Source organism: Xenophilus sp. (assembly GCF_044462705.1).
Taxonomy (GTDB): Bacteria; Pseudomonadota; Gammaproteobacteria; order Burkholderiales; family Burkholderiaceae_C; genus Xenophilus; species Xenophilus azovorans.
Genome location: NZ_JBIQNC010000136.1, coordinates 1 through 14,406 on the forward strand (window position 1 = coordinate 1; position 14,406 = coordinate 14,406).

Consider the following 14,406-nt stretch of genomic DNA (forward strand, 5'->3'; position numbering starts at 1 on the left):
GCAGCAGGCTGCGCCCGCCCACCAGCAGGTCGCCGGCGACGATCAGCAGCAGGCCGGCGGCCCGCAGCGGCGTGATGCGGTCTCCCAGCACCAGCGCCGCCAGCAGCGCCGTCCACAGCGGCAGGCTGCCCGGCATCAGCACCGAGGCGTGCGCCGCCGGCGCGTAGAAGAAGGCCGTGTAGGCGAAGGTGGCATAGGCCACGGCGCCGAACACGCCCGCCAGCGCGCTCACGCGCCAGGGCAGCGGCGACAGGCCGAGGAAGGAGCCCCACGCCGCGCTGCCGGGACGGGCGCCGCCGCGCCGGGCGCGCGCCACCAGCCAGGCGCCCCAGGGCACGAGCACCAGGCCCGCGCCCACGATGCGCAGCAGCGCGAGGTCGAGGGGCCCGAGCGAGCGGGCGGCCGAGGCGCGGGCGACGAGGATGAAGCCCGTCCACACCGCCACCGTGACTGCGGCCGCGCCGATGCCCACGGCCCGGGGCGAAGGGCGCGGAAGCAGGCGGTCGGCAACAGGCATCGCGGGATTATCGAGGGCCGGCGTCGGGGCCGCGCCGGGCGCTTCGGATAATCCTGCGCCCATGCGCTCCCTCCTTCCCGCCCCGATCGCCGCCCTCCTCCTCGCCGCCGCCGTGCCGGCCCTGGCCCAGCAGGCGCTGCCGCGCGAGGTCGACGCCGCGCTGGCCCGCGCCAAGGTGCCGCGCGAGGCGGTGACGCTGCTGGTGGCCGACGCCGAGGGCCAGCGCCCGCCCCGGCTGGCGTGGCGCTCGCAGGTGCCGGTCAACCCGGCCTCGATCATGAAGCTGGTGACCACCTACGCGGCGCTGGACCTGCTCGGCCCCGCCTACACCTGGCGCACGCCGGTCTACACCGACGGCCGCCTGATCGACGGCACGCTGCACGGCAACCTCTACATCCGCGGCCAGGGCGACCCGAAGCTGGTGATCGAGCGCATGTGGCTGCTGCTGCGCCGGGTGCAGGGCCTGGGCATCCGCGAGATCGCGGGCGACATCGTGCTGGACCGCAGCGCCTTCGAGACCACGGTGGAGTCCGACCCCGCCGCCTTCGACGGCGAGCCGCTGCGGCCCTACAACGCCTCGCCCGACGCGCTGCTGGTGAACTTCCGCTCGGTGGTGATGACCTTCTCGCCGCAGCCGAACGGCCAGGCCGCGCAGGTGAGCTACGACCCGCCGCTGGCCGGCGTGACGATGCAGCCCGCCGTGCCCCTGGCGCCCGGCGCCTGCGGCGACTGGCGCGCCGCGCTGCGCCCCGAGCTGGCCGACCCCTTGCGCATCGGCTTCGCCGGCAGCCTGCCGGCCGCCTGCGGCGAGAAGACCTGGGCCGTCGCCTACGCCGACCCGCGCAGCCATGCGCTGCGCGCCGTGGCCGGGCTGTGGGCGCAGGCGGGCGGCACGCTGCGCGGCCAGGTGCGCGACGGCAGCGTGCCGCCGGGGCTGCAGCCGGCCTTCGAGTTCGAGTCGCCGCCGCTGGCCGAGGTGGTGCGCGACATCAACAAGTTCAGCAACAACGTGATGGCGCAGCAGGTCTTCCTGACGCTGGGCCTCACCCAGCGCCGGCGCGGCAGCTTCGAGGCGGCGCGCGCGGCCGTGCGGCAATGGTGGAAGGAGCGCATCGGCACCGGCGAGGGCGTGCCCACGCTGGACAACGGCGCCGGCCTCTCGCGCGAAGAGCGCATCAGCGCCGCCGAACTGGGCCGGATGCTGCAGGTGGCGTGGAAGTCGCCCGCCATGCCCGAGCTGCTGGCCTCGCTGCCCTCCATCGGCGTGGACGGCACGCTGCGCCGGCGGCAGATCCGCTCCGGCGGCTCGGCGCACCTGAAGACCGGCACCCTGCGCGACGCCTCGGGCATCGCCGGCTACGTGGATGGCGCCAGCGGCCGGCGCTGGGTGCTGGTGGCCATCGCCAACGACGCCAACGCCGCCGCCGCGCGGCCGGCCTTCGACGCGCTGGTCGACTGGGCGGTGAACGACCAGGGGTTGTAGGCGCCGGCCGGTTGCGCGGCGGGCAGGCTGCGCACCAGAATGGGCGCGCCGCCATCACGGCGGCGCCTCACCGGAGACACCCATGCCCCTGCCGCGCCGCGCCCGACGCGCCGTCCTGCTCCCCCTCGCGCTGCTGACGCTGGCCGTGGCCGGCTGCGGGGGCGGCGGCGGTGGAGGCGGCGGCATCGGCCTCTTCCCGCCACCCGGGGGCGGAGGCGGCGGCGGCGACACCGGCCGCGGCGCGCTGGTCGGCGCCACCGAGCGGGTGACGCGCCTGACGGCCGACCAGTTCAAGGCGGTGCTGCAGTCGAGCCCGCAGGGCCAGGCGCTGCTGCAGGTGGCCGGCACGCCGGCCTGCGGCGTCGAACTGCGCAGCATGACCTACCGCACCGTGGGCGCGGCCGGCGAGGAAACCACCGCCACGGCCGCGCTGATGCTGCCCGCGGGCTCGGCCACGCCCTGCGCCGGCAGCCGGCCGCTGGTGCTCTACGCCCACGGCACCACCGCCGCCCGCGGCTACGACATCGCCCGCTGGACCGACGCCGCCCAGCCCGCCGCCGGCGAGGGCCTCCTGGTGGCCGCCACCTTCGCCGCCCAGGGGCTGGCCGTGATCGCGCCCAACTACGCCGGCTACGCCGCCTCGCCCCTGTCCTACCACCCCTACCTCAACGGCGACCAGCAGGGCAAGGACATGGCCGACGCCCTGAAGGCGGCGCGCAAGGCGCTGCCGCTGGAAGGCGTGAGCGATGCCGGCTCGCTGCTGGTGACGGGCTACTCGCAGGGCGGCTACGTGGCGCTGGCCGCGCACCGCGAGCTGCAGGCCGCCGGGCAGTCGCCCACCGCCTCGGCGCCGCTGTCGGCGCCCTCGGCCATCAGCCTGCTGATCGACTACGCCTTCAGCGGCTGGCCGGCGCTGGGCAGCACAGTGTTCGTGCCGCTCATCACCACCAGCTGGCAGAAGCAGTTCGGCAACGTCTACAACGCGCCCACCGAGATCTACGAGAGCCGCTACGCCGGCGGCATCGAGACCCTGCTGCCCAGCACCACGCCGCTGGCCGACCTGTTCGCCCAGGGCCGGCTGCCGCAGGCGGCGCTGTTCCCCGCCAACGGCACGCCCGGGCCGGTGAACCCGGCGCTGGCCTCCTTCTACGGCCCGGACAACCTGGTGCGCCAGAGCTTCCTGACGCAGGTCGCCAACGACATCGCGGCCTCGCCCTGTCCCGGCAACAGCCTGCCGGCCAGCGCCGCCTCGCTGGAAAGCGCCAGCCCGCTCGACTGCCACCCCTCCACCGGGCTGCGGCGCGCCGCGGTCGCCAACGACCTGCGCAACTGGCTGCCCCAGCGGCCGGTGTTCTTCTGCGGCGGCGCGCAGGACCCGACGGTCAACTTCCTGAGCACGCAGGCCACCGCCGGCCACTTCCGCGCGCGCGGGATGGCGCCGGCGCAGTTGACGGTGGTGGACCTGGAGCAGCCCGGCGGCGCGGGCGACCCCTATGCCGCCGCCCGTGCCGGCTTCGCGCAGGCCAAGCAGCAGACCTACGACGCGGCCGAGGGCAGCGACGCCGACAAGGCGCTGGCCGTGACGCTGGCCTACCACGGCGCGCTGGTGCCGCCGTTCTGCCTCGCCTCGGCGCGCGGCTACTTCCAGGCGCTGCTGGCGGCGGACGGCTGAGCGTCGTCGCGGCCGGCCGGCGGGGCGCTGCCGGTGAGCGGGCTGGGCGCGCGGGCCGAGGCGGTGTCGGCCAGCACCAGGGCCGCGCGGTAGGCGCCGCGCCCGGCCAGCTTGGTGTGTCCCACCAGCGCGTCCCATTCCTGCTGGCGCTGCGCCGGGGTGGGCGCGTGGTCGGGCGGGCGCACGCGCAGCGTACGCGCCACGTCCAGCAGCGCGCCGGCCGCGTGCAGGCAGAAGTGGACGGCGGTGTCCTCGGGGCGCTGGAGCGCGGCGTCGCGCTCCTGGCTGATCAGGGCCTCGCGCTCCGCCTCCGGCAGATGGGCCAGCGTGGTCGGCGAGGGTGCGGGTTCGAAATGGAGCACGCAGTGCGCCATCGCCTGCTCCACGGTCTGCAGGGCTTGGTCGATGAGTTCCACGTCGTCCGGCGCGGCGGGCATGCGGTGAGATCTCCTGGGGGCTTGCGGGTCGGCGAAACCCGGCATGGTGCCAGCGCCCCGGCCCGGCACCCATGCATTATTGCCCAAATAGGAAACAAAAGTATTATTTTGTCGCCAAAAGCCGTCAGGCGGCAGCGGCGCGCTGCAGGCGGTCGCGCACGCCTTCCCACTCGGCCGTGTCGGGCGGCGCCTCCACCCAGATCAGCTTGACGCCCTCGTCGTCCAGCCGGCGCAGCTCGGCGAAGAGCTGCTGCGCGGCGGCGGCCGCGTCGTCCGGCATGCGCCGCAGCAGCACGCGCGAGGAGCGGCTGCGCAGCGGCGCGCGCGCCCACACGGCGATGTGCGCCGCCTGGGCGCCCAGCACGTCCAGCCCGGTCTGCAGCGCCTTGGCGTCCATCAGGCGCACCTTGGCGGTGGGCGCGTAGTGCGCCTCCAGCGTGCCCGAGGCCTTGGGGTCGGGCAGGCCGAGCTCCTCGCGCGTGCGCAGGCGCTCGCGCGCCACGCGCTCGATCTCGGTGCGGGTGACGATGCCGGGCCGCAGCAGCACCGGCGCGCCGCGGCTGCAGTCGACGATGGTGGATTCGATGCCCACCGGGCAGGCCCCGCCATCCAGCACCAGCAGTTCGTCGCCGAACTCGGCCGCGACGTGGGCGGCGGTGGTCGGGCTCACGCGGCCGAAGCGGTTGGCGCTGGGCCCGGCCAGGCCGGGCACGCCCTGCTCGGCGCAGGCCGCGAGCAGCGCCTGCGCCACCGGATGCGCGGGGCAGCGGATGCCGATGGTGTCCTGCCCGCCCGCGGCGGCCGTGCCGATGCCGGGCTGGCGGGTGACGATCAGCGTCAGCGGGCCCGGCCAGAAGGCCAGCGCCAGCGCCTGGGCGAAGGGCGGCAGCGGCTGCGCGAAGCGCGACAGCGACTCGGTGCCGCGCGCGCCGGCGGCCACGTGCACGATCAGCGGGTGGTCCGCCGGCCGCCCCTTGGCCTTGAAGATGCCGCGCACCGCGTCGTCGTTGGCGGCGTCGGCGCCCAGGCCGTAGACGGTCTCGGTCGGGAAAGCCACCAGCTCGCCCGCGCGCAGCGCCGTCGCGGCGCGGGCGATGGCGGAGGGGTCCTGGCCGTCGAGGATCATGGCGTGGTCAGCAGGCAGTCGAATCGGGCAGGCCGAGCAGCGAGGCCGCCTGCGCGGCGACGGCGCGCACCGCCTCGGCACTCGGGCCGGTGATGTTCAGGTGCCCCATCTTGCGGCCGCGCCGCGCCTCGGTCTTGCCGTACAGGTGCAGGTGGGTGCCGGACAGGGCCAGCACGCGGGCCCAGGCGGGCTCCACCGGCCGGCCGCTGACGGGCGCGAACCACAGGTCGCCCAGCAGGTTGAGCATGATGGCCGGGCTGTGCTGGCGCGGCACCACCAGCGGCAGGCCGGTCATGGCGCGCACCTGCAGTTCGAACTGCGAGCACTCGCAGGCGTCGATCGTGTAGTGGCCGCTGTTGTGCGGGCGCGGCGCCATCTCGTTGACGATCAGGCGGCCGTCCTCCAGCACGAAGAACTCGACGCACAGCACGCCGACGTAGCCGATGCCGTCGGCGATGGCGCGCGCGGCGGCCACCGCCTGCTGCGCCTGCGCGGCGGGCAGGCTGCCCTCGTGCACCTCGGTCACGGCGAGGATGCCGTCCCGGTGCAGGTTGCGCTGCGGCGGGAAGTGCACGCTGCGCCCGTCGTGCCCGCGCGCGACGATGACCGAGCACTCGCCGGCCAGCGGCAGGCGCTGCTCCAGCACGCAGGGCACGCGGCCGAAGTCGGCCCACGCCTCGGCCAGCTCGGCGCGGGTGGTGACGGTGCGCTGCCCCTTGCCGTCGTAGCCCAGGCGCGCCGTCTTGAGGATGCCGGGCAGCAGCGCCGCCGGCACGGGCGCCAGGTGGTCCTCGCGCTCGATCACGGCGTAGGGCGCGCAGGGCACCCCGCTGGCCTCGGCGCAGCGGCTGAAGTGCGCCTTCTCGCGGATGCGGTCCTGCGCGATGGCCACCGCCTCGGCGCCGGGCGCCACGGGCACGTCGCCGGCCAGCGAGGCCAGCGCCTCGGCCGGCACGTTCTCGAACTCGGTGGTCACCGCATCGGCCAGGCGCGACAGGCGGGCCAGGCCGTCGCCGTCGAGGTAGTCGGCATGCACGTGGTGGTGGCTGACGCGGCCGGCGGGGCTGTCCGGGTCCGGGTCGAGCACCGCCGTGAAATAGCCCATCGCCTGCGCGGCGTGCACGAACATGCGGCCGAGCTGGCCGCCGCCCATCACGCCCAGGGTGCTGCCGGGCAGCAGGACGGGCGGCACGGTAGCAGGGCTCACAGGGCTCCTCCGCCCTGCGGGGAAAAGGGCGACACGTCGGCCGGTTTCTCCCCCGGCGGCAGCGTCATCGCCTCGGCCGCGGCCGTCTGGCGGGCGCGGAAGGCATCGAGCTGCGCGCGCAGCGCCGGGTCGTTCACCGCCAGCATCGCCACCGCGAACAGCGCCGCGTTGGCCGCGCCGGCGTTGCCGATGGCGAAGGTGGCGACCGGCACGCCCTTGGGCATCTGCACGATGCTGTAGAGCGAATCGACGCCCTGCAGGTGGCGGCTGGCGACCGGCACGCCCAGCACCGGCACCGTGGTCTTGGCGGCCAGCATGCCGGGCAGGTGGGCGGCGCCGCCGGCGCCGGCGATGATGGCCGCCAGCCCCCGCTGCGCCGCGCTCCCGGCGTAGGCGAACAGCGCGTCGGGCATGCGGTGGGCGGACACCACCTTCGCTTCGTGGGCGATGTTGAATTGGGTCAGAATCTCGACCGCATTGCGCATCGTCTCCCAATCGGAGTCCGAGCCCATGACGACGCCGACCTGGATGCGTTCACTCATGGGCTGGAATTCTACGGACCGCCCCCACTTCATAGCCCATGATCGACATCACCCTCGACAACTTCCAGACCGAACTGGTCGAAGCCTCGATGACCACGCCCGTGCTGCTGGACATCTGGGCCGAATGGTGCGGCCCGTGCAAGCAGCTCGGCCCGGTGCTGGAGAAGCTGGAGGTCGAGTACGGCGGCCGCTTCATCCTGGCCAAGCTCGACGCCGACAAGGTGCCGCAGATCTCCTCGCAGCTGTCGCAGATGTTCGGCGTGCGCAGCATTCCGTTCTGCGTGCTGTTCTCCGGCGGCCAGCCGGTGGACGGCTTCGTCGGCGCGCTGCCGGCCGCGCAGGTGCGCGAGTTCCTCGACAAGCACGTGCCCGGCGCCGACGAACTGGAGGCCCAGCAGGAGGAAGAAGCCGCCCAGGAGACCCTGGCCGAGGGCGACACCGACGGCGCGCTGGAGCGCCTGCAGCACGCCGTGGCCACCGACCCGGCCAACGACGACGCGCGCTTCGACTACGTCAAGCTGCTGCTGCAACTGGGCCGCACCGACGACGCCAAGGTCGCCTTCGCGCCCGTGATCGACCGCCGCGCGCTGGTGCAGCGCTTCGACGCCCTGCAGCGCTGGATGGACGCGATCGACGCCGCGGGCGACGCGCCCGACACGGCCGCCTTCGACGCGAAGATCGCCGCCAACAAGCGCGACTTCGAGGCCCGCTTCGGCCGCGCCCAGGCGCTGATGGCCCGGCAGCAGTGGACCGAGGCGATGGACGAGCTGCTGGAGATCCTCATGCGCGACAAGGCGTGGAACGAGGACCTGGCGCGCAAGACCTACATCGCCGTGCTCGACATCATCGAGCCGCCCAAGCCCAAGGTGGCCGAAGGCCAGATCCCGCCCGACGACCCGACGGTGGCCAGCTACCGCCGGCGCCTGTCCAGCGTCATCCTGAGCTAGAACCACCCCCAGTCTCCGCGGACTTCGTTCCGCTCCGCCAACCCCCTGCAAGGGGGCACACCCGACGGCCGGGCCGAGCCCGTTCCGTGGGTGTTCCCGCATGGCCTGCTCCGCGGCCTTCGGTCCCGTCGCGCATGCCCGGCGGTACGATCGCGCCGTTTCGTTTCCATACAACCTGCTGCACCGGAAGAGGAATCCCATGCACCCAGCCGCCGTCCGCCGCCGTGCCCTGAAAGCCGCCGCCGCCCTGCCCCTGGCCGTCAGCCTCGGCGCCTGCGGCAGCGGGATCGCGCTGGACGAGCCGATCGAGGGCCCGGCCTGGCGGCTGGTGCAGATGGACGGGCAGCCGGTGGCGCCCGGCAGCGATCCGGCGCGCAACCCGCAGCTGCAGTTCGACCGCAGCACCGGCCGCGTGAGCGGCAGCGGCGGCTGCAACCGCGTGTTCGGCACCTACACGCGCACCGGCAGCCAGTTGCGCCTCTCGCAGATGGGCTCGACCAAGATGGCCTGCATGGACGGCGGGCGCAACCAGCTCGAGAGCCGCTTCCTGCAGGTGCTGCAGGCCGCCGCCAGCTACCGGCTGCCCGCCCCGGGCCGCATGGTGCTGCTGGACGCGGCCGGCCAGACGCTGGCCGCGTTCGAGGCGGCGCGCTGAGCGCACCGCCGCGGCGCCGTGCGCCGCCCTCCACCGATCAAGGGATGACCGGGGCCAGCGCAGCCCCGCACGATGCCGCTTCCGATGAGCACGCTTCCCGACGGTTCCGTCCCGCCCCACGCCCCGGCCGCCGCGCCGGACGATGACGCGCCCCTGCCCGCCTTCGAGGACCGCGCGCCGCCCGACCGCTTCTGCGACCTCGTCCTCACCGGCGGCGTGACCAGTTCCATCGCCTACCCGGCGCTGCTGCTGACGCTGGCGAGCAGCTTCCGCTTCCACAGCATCGGCGGGTCGTCCTCCGGCGCGGGCGCGGCGGCGCTGGCCGCCGCCGCCGAGTACCGCCGGCGGCACGGCTCGTCCGAGGGCTTCCGCATCCTGCTGGAGCGCACGGCCGAGGTGCGCCGGACGGTGGACGGCCGCACCACCCGGCTGCGCACGCTGTTCCAGCCCTGGGCGCATTCGCGGCGGCTGTTCGAGGCGCTGGTGCCGGTGCTGACGCAGCCGGAACTCAGCGTGAAGAGCCTGGCGGCGGCGCTGGCGCGCGCCTATCTCCTGGGCCAGCGCCTGGCCGCCGCCTGCCTGGGTGCGGGGGCGCTGCTGGCCGCGGCGGGCCTGGTGCTGACCCTGGCCGCGCCCGCCGGCTGGCCCCGGATGGCGCCGCTGGCGCTGATCGCCGGCGCCGCGCTGGGCGTGGCCGGCGCCTGCGTGGCGGGCCTCGCGCTGGCGCGCGACCTGCGCCGGCTGATCGACGACGACTTCGGCCTGTGCAGCGGCTCGCAGCGGCTCGCGCCCGACAGCCCTGCGCCGCTCACCGAGTGGCTGCACGGCCTGATCCAGGAGATCGCCGGGCGCACGGCGGACGGCCCGCCGCTCACCTTCGCCGATCTGCGCGACGCACCCGCCTCGCCGCGCGCCATGGGCCAGGGCGGGCAGGAGATGGACGGCGTCTCGATCCGCCTGCAGGTGTACGCCGCCAACGTCACCCTCGGCCGCCCGCTGGTGCTGCCGCTGCGCGCGTCGGACGAGCCGCTCTTCTTCCGCCCGCGCGAGATGCACCGCCTCTTCCCGGCCTCGGTGGTGCGGGCCATGATGCGGCAGCGCCGCGACGGCGCGCCGCCCGGCCAGCCGGACGACGAGGACGCGCTCTGGCGCCTGCCCGACAAGGAACTGCCGATCGTCGTGGCCGCGCGCATGAGCGTGAGCGCGCCGCTGCTCTTCTCACCCGTGCCGGTGTGGATGGACGACGCCGGCAGCGGCCCGCCGGTGCCGCGCCGCTGCCTGCTGTCCGACGGCGGGCTGTGCTCGAACTTCCCCATCCACCTGTTCGACTGCGCCGTCCCGGCCTGGCCGACCTTCGGCGTGTCGCTGCACGACGCGCCGCGCGTGCCCGGCGCGCCCGTGGTGGCGCCGCAGCGCATGACGCCCGAGGACATCCGCGCCGCGGTGGACCTGCCCGGGCACCCCGACGCCATGCCGCGCCAGCCGTGGCAGCGCTTCGGCGACGAGCCCTCGCCCTGGCAGCGCGCCTTCGGCTTCCTGGCGGCGCTGCTGTGGACCGCCAAGGACTGGAACGACGCCCTGCTCGCCCGCATGCCCGGCGTGCGCGACCGCATCGTGCGCGTGGCGCTGCCGCCCGGCATCGGCGGCCTGAACATCTGCATGACGCCGGACCAGATCCAGAGCCTGTCGGACCTTGGCCGCGAGGCCGGCCGGCGGCTGCTGGAACGCTTCGCCCGCCCGGCCCTGCCCGACGGCACCGCCGCCGGCTGGGCCGAGCACCGCTGGGTGCGCCTGCACCTGCTGCGCGAGGGCCTGGCCGAGCTGCTGGCCGGCGCCTCGGCCGCCGCCGCGCCGGGCGCCTACGGCCCGTCGCTGGCGCAGCAGGTGCGGGATGCGCAGGCCCGCACGCCCCTGCGCGGCGACGACGCCCAGCGCCTGCTGGCCGCCCAGGCCGCCGCGCTCGAAGGCACGCTGGCCGCGCTGCGCGCCGCCGAGGCGGCGCTGGGCGCGCCGCAGGCCGCCCCGCCCTACCAGCCGCGCCCGCAGCCGATGCTGCGCCTGCGGCCGCCGCTGTAGCCCCCACACGAGGACGCCCCCATGCCCGCCGATCCCACCTCCAAGTCGCGCACCCTGCGCGGCATCAGCGACCTGACGCTGCTCGCGCCGATCCGGCGCGGCCTGGTCCCCGCGCCCGACGCGCGCAGCTACGAGAGCCGGCTGCGCCTGCTGCTGCGCACCGTCAACGCGCTGCGCTATTCGTCGCTGGAAGCCGAGCCCACGCCGCTGATCCCCGACGTGGTGGACAGCATCCGCGCCCTGCACGCCTTCCGCCTGGCGATCGTCCCGGCGCAGCCGGTGAACCAGCTCCTGCTCTCGGTCGACTTCGACGGCGGCTGGGAGCCCTACATGCGCCGCATCTGGCGCGACCTCGGGCCGCTGCTGGACGTGATCTTCTGCAACTGCGAGGGCTACCTGCTCTCGCACGAGCATCCCTTCGAGGCCTACGCCGGCTGGGTGCGCTCGGCGCAGGTGAACACCGAGTTCCTCTACACCGCCAGCCCGGTCACGGTGAACGACCTGCACTGGCTGCGCGCCACGCAGCGCCCGACCCGCGCCGCGCCGCCGGGCACCGACGAGGAGCTGCTGCGCCAGGCCCTGCCCGGCCTGGCCGCCCTGTACCGCCTCACCGACGTCTACCCGCCCGGCAGCCCCGACGGCGACGTGCTGCTGCGCGCCGCGCACCACCTGCTGCAGCCGCTGCGCGGGCTGCCGCCCGCCCGCCGCCAGGGCCGCACCCCCACCGAGCAGGCGGCGCTGGCGTGGTTCGACCTGCCGGCGGCGCCGCGCCCCGCGCGCGACGTGCCGGCCGCCTGGAACCCGGCCAACACGCAGGGCGGCATCGTCGAGTCCTTCCCCGACGCCACGCACGGCGCCGTGCTGCTGCTCGGCCTGCGCGATGCCGGCGCGGCGGCGGCGCTGATCGACGCGCTCGGCCCCGAGCGGCTGCGCGCCGACGCCGCACCGGCGCCGGACGAGCCCTTCGCCAGCCTGGCCTTCACGCCGCGGGGCCTGCGCCGCGCCGGCCTGCCGGAGGGGCTCCTGGCCGCCTTTCCGCCGGAATTCCTCGAAGGCATGGCGGGCCGCGCGGCGGTGCTCGGCGACATGGCCTGCAACCACCCGCTGCACTGGACGCTGCCCGAGCGCAACTGGCCCGCGCCGGCGCCCGGCGAGGCGCCGCAGCGCATCGATCTGGGCAGCGTGCACGCGGTGCTGCAGCTGGTCGCGCGCGGCCCGGTCGAGGGGCCGTGGGAGGCGCAGCCCGGCCATCCGCTGCGCCGCCGCATCGAGGCGCTGGACGCGGCGCTGGCCCCGCACGGCGTGCACATCCTGTCGGTCGAGCCGATGCAACGCCACCTCGACGCGCAGGGCCACCAGCGCGACCACTTCGGCTTCGCCGACGGCCTGAGCAACCCGGCGCCGCCGCAGGGCGGCGCCCGCCCCCAGCCCTGGGACCGCTGGGCGCTGGGCGACTACCTGCTGGGCTACACCAACTCGCAGCAGGAGGACACGCCGGGCGGCTGGCTGTGGACCGACAGCAGCTTCCTCGTGGTGCGCAAGCTGCGGCAGGACATCGCGACCCTCGACGCGATGCTCGACGCCCTGCCGCCCGGCCAGCGCGAGGAGGCGATGGCCCACATGGTCGGCCGCTGGCCGGACGGCCGCAGCCTGATGGACCCGGACGGCCGCCTGGGCAACGACTTCGACTACCGCGCCGACCCCGGCGGCGGCCGCTGCCCCTTCGCCGCGCACGCCCGCCGCGCCAACCCGCGCGACCTGCCCGGCGAGCGCGCCGACCAGCGCGTGCTGCCGCGCATCCTGCGGCGCGGCATGGCCTACGGGCCGCCGGCGCAGCAGGCGCCGCAGGCCGACCGGGGCGTGATGTTCATGGCCTACAACGCCTCCATCGCCGAGCAGTTCGAGCTGATCCAGTCCTGGCTGTCCGGCGGCAACAGCGGCGGCGTCCAGGCCTACTCGGGCCAGCGCGACCCGCTCTTCGGCGTGCCGCGCGAGGGCGATCCCGCCGTGTTCCGCTACCAGGGCGCGCACGGCCCGGTCGAGGTGCCGCTCGGGCCGAAGCCGGCCGTCACGCTGCAGTGGGGGCTGTACCTCTTCGCGCCCTCCATCGAGGCGCTGCGCGAGCTGCGGCGGCTGGCGCGCGAGCAGGCCCGGCGCGAGGCGCGCGGCGCCGACGCCGAGGCGGCCGAGCGCCAGCGCGCCACCGAGGCGAAGAAGGGCGCCGTGCTCATCGCGCGGCTGCAGGCGGCCGAAGCGGCCCTGGGCGTGGCCGCCGCCGCGGAGCAGTGGAAGATCGCGCTGGAGGACCTCAGCGCGCGCCAGTCCGGCGCCAGCCAGTGGCTCTGGACGGCGGTGCGCGAACTGCACGGCGGCGTGCTGCGCACCCCCTTCGGCGTGCTGGTGGGCCGGCGCGAGCAGGTGATGGAGGTGTTCGACAACCGCCTGGGCCGCTACACCGTGAGCGGCTACTGCCCGCGCATGCGCGCCTCCTTCGGCGAGATCTACCTCGGCCTGGACGACGGCCCCGACTACCGCGCGGCGTCGCAGGCGGCCAACGCGGCGATCCTGGCCGTGACCCGCGAGGCAGCCTTCGCGCAGGCGCTGGCCGACGCGCAGGCGGTGCTGGCCGCGCTGCGCGCCGGCGCGGGTGGCCGGGCCGGCGTCGACGTGAAGGACATCGTCAACGGCGTGCTCGCGCGCCTGGCGACGCACTTCTTCGGCTTTCCCGATCCGGGCGGCGGCGTCGCCGTCGGCGATGTGGGGCTGGACGCGGACCGGCCCACCTGTCCGGGCCACTTCCTCGCGCCCTCGCGCTACATGTTCCAGCCCAACCCCGGCCCGGAGGCGGCGCGCACCGGCGAGGCGCACGGCCGCGTGCTGCGCGAGCACGTGCTGCAGCGCCTGCGCGCGGGCCTGCGCAGCGCCAACCGCAGCCCGGTCGGGCAGGCGCTGGCCGGCATCGAGGACGACGCGCAGTACGCCGCCACGCTGATCGGCGTGATGATGGGCTTCCTGCCCACGGTGGACGGCAGCCTGCGCAGCGCGCTGTACGAATGGGTGGACGACCGCTCGCTGTGGGAGCTGCAGCTGGCCTGGCGGGCGGCGCGGGAGGCCGGCCGCTCGCCCTTCGAGGCGGCCGCCGAGGCGATCGAGCCGGCGCTGCGCCGCACGATGCAGCTGCGGCCGGTGCCCGAGCTGGTGTGGCGCACCGCCACCACCGCCCACCGCCTGGGCGGCGTGGACATCGCGCCGGGCGAACGCATCGTGGTGGGCATCGTCTCGGCCATGCAGCAAAGCCGGCTGGAGGGCGAGCCCGGCATCGGGCCCGTCTTCGGCGGCGACCGCCGCGCCACGCCGCATCCCACCCACGCCTGCCCCGGCCAGGAGATGGCGATGGGCGTGATGCTGGGCCTGCTGGCCGCGCTGCTGGACACGCCGCTGCGGCCGACGCTGGCGGCCACGGTGCTGCACCTGGGCTGAGGCAGGGTCAGAGGCCGGCGCGCAGCGCCTCGGCCTGCGCCAGGTGCCAGTCCATGCCCAGGCGCTGGAAACCCTCCGCTGCCGCATCGAGCTGTCGCGCCGCCTCGGCGCCGTCGCCGCGCGCGACGGCCAGCCGGGCACGGCACAGCGCATTGCAGGCCGCCTCGTGCGGCGACCGGCGAAGCGCCGCGGCGCGGTCGGCCAGGTGCAGCGCGCGCGCCAGCCGCGCATCGTCGCCCGCGTCGGCCGCCAGGCGCGCCAGGG

12 protein-coding genes are annotated in these 14,406 nt (G+C 75.6%); 6 read left to right on the forward strand and 6 right to left on the reverse strand.

Annotation, left to right across the window (positions count from 1 at the left end):
• Nucleotides 1–517: EamA family transporter (locus ACIY1X_RS18225; RefSeq protein WP_399683162.1), on the reverse strand; the 517-nt coding region annotated here is incomplete at its 3' end.
• A gap of 61 nt (nt 518–578) precedes the next feature.
• Between ACIY1X_RS18225 and dacB the strand changes: the two genes are divergently transcribed.
• Both dacB and ACIY1X_RS18235 read left to right on the forward strand, forming a co-directional pair.
• A complete protein-coding gene (gene dacB / locus ACIY1X_RS18230; RefSeq protein WP_399683165.1) occupies nt 579–2,000 on the forward strand; it encodes a D-alanyl-D-alanine carboxypeptidase/D-alanyl-D-alanine-endopeptidase in 1,422 nt (473 codons plus the stop codon).
• An 82-nt stretch (nt 2,001–2,082) separates the two neighbouring features.
• Nucleotides 2,083–3,672, forward strand: coding sequence for an alpha/beta hydrolase family protein (locus ACIY1X_RS18235; RefSeq protein WP_399683168.1), 1,590 nt, complete (start codon nt 2,083–2,085; stop codon nt 3,670–3,672).
• Here the strand turns inward: ACIY1X_RS18235 and ACIY1X_RS18240 are convergent.
• The 4 genes from ACIY1X_RS18240 to purE all read right to left on the reverse strand — a co-directional run bounded on the left by ACIY1X_RS18240 (nt 3,639) and on the right by purE (nt 6,984).
• Nucleotides 3,639–4,109, reverse strand: a complete 471-nt coding sequence (locus tag ACIY1X_RS18240) for a hypothetical protein (protein WP_399683170.1) — start codon at nt 4,107–4,109, stop codon at nt 3,639–3,641. The two genes, ACIY1X_RS18235 and ACIY1X_RS18240, sit on opposite strands and share 34 nt — an antisense overlap.
• A gap of 124 nt (nt 4,110–4,233) precedes the next feature.
• Nucleotides 4,234–5,235: an L-threonylcarbamoyladenylate synthase gene (locus ACIY1X_RS18245; RefSeq protein ID WP_038200433.1), complete on the reverse strand. Its 1,002-nt coding sequence runs from the start codon at nt 5,233–5,235 to the stop codon at nt 4,234–4,236.
• Nucleotides 5,236–5,242: 7 nt separating this feature from the next.
• Nucleotides 5,243–6,442 carry a 5-(carboxyamino)imidazole ribonucleotide synthase gene (locus ACIY1X_RS18250; RefSeq protein WP_399683174.1) on the reverse strand — a complete coding sequence of 400 codons (1,200 nt, stop codon included), beginning with the start codon at nt 6,440–6,442 and terminating at the stop codon, nt 5,243–5,245.
• Complete coding sequence (gene purE, locus ACIY1X_RS18255; protein WP_038200435.1) at nt 6,439–6,984, reverse strand: 5-(carboxyamino)imidazole ribonucleotide mutase; 546 nt, start codon at nt 6,982–6,984, stop codon at nt 6,439–6,441. The genes ACIY1X_RS18250 and purE overlap by 4 nt, the downstream gene beginning before the upstream one ends.
• 38 nt (nt 6,985–7,022) lie before the next feature.
• On the opposite strand from purE, the gene ACIY1X_RS18260 reads away from it, so the two are divergent.
• The 4 genes from ACIY1X_RS18260 to ACIY1X_RS18275 all read left to right on the forward strand — a co-directional run bounded on the left by ACIY1X_RS18260 (nt 7,023) and on the right by ACIY1X_RS18275 (nt 14,142).
• A complete protein-coding gene (locus ACIY1X_RS18260; RefSeq protein WP_399683175.1) occupies nt 7,023–7,931 on the forward strand; it encodes a tetratricopeptide repeat protein in 909 nt (302 codons plus the stop codon).
• Between the two features lie 199 nt (nt 7,932–8,130).
• Nucleotides 8,131–8,586 (forward strand): META domain-containing protein, encoded by a 456-nt coding sequence (locus ACIY1X_RS18265; protein ID WP_038200437.1) that lies wholly within the window; start codon nt 8,131–8,133, stop codon nt 8,584–8,586.
• A gap of 84 nt (nt 8,587–8,670) precedes the next feature.
• Nucleotides 8,671–10,662, forward strand: a complete 1,992-nt coding sequence (locus tag ACIY1X_RS18270; RefSeq protein ID WP_399683177.1) for a hypothetical protein — start codon at nt 8,671–8,673, stop codon at nt 10,660–10,662.
• Between the two features lie 21 nt (nt 10,663–10,683).
• Nucleotides 10,684–14,142 carry a hypothetical protein gene (locus tag ACIY1X_RS18275; protein ID WP_399683180.1) on the forward strand — a complete coding sequence of 1,153 codons (3,459 nt, stop codon included), beginning with the start codon at nt 10,684–10,686 and terminating at the stop codon, nt 14,140–14,142.
• A 7-nt stretch (nt 14,143–14,149) separates the two neighbouring features.
• On the opposite strand, the gene ACIY1X_RS18280 is transcribed toward ACIY1X_RS18275, so the two are convergent.
• Nucleotides 14,150–14,406, reverse strand: a 257-nt coding sequence (locus tag ACIY1X_RS18280; protein ID WP_399683183.1) for a hypothetical protein, incomplete at its 5' end; no start/stop codon positions are given.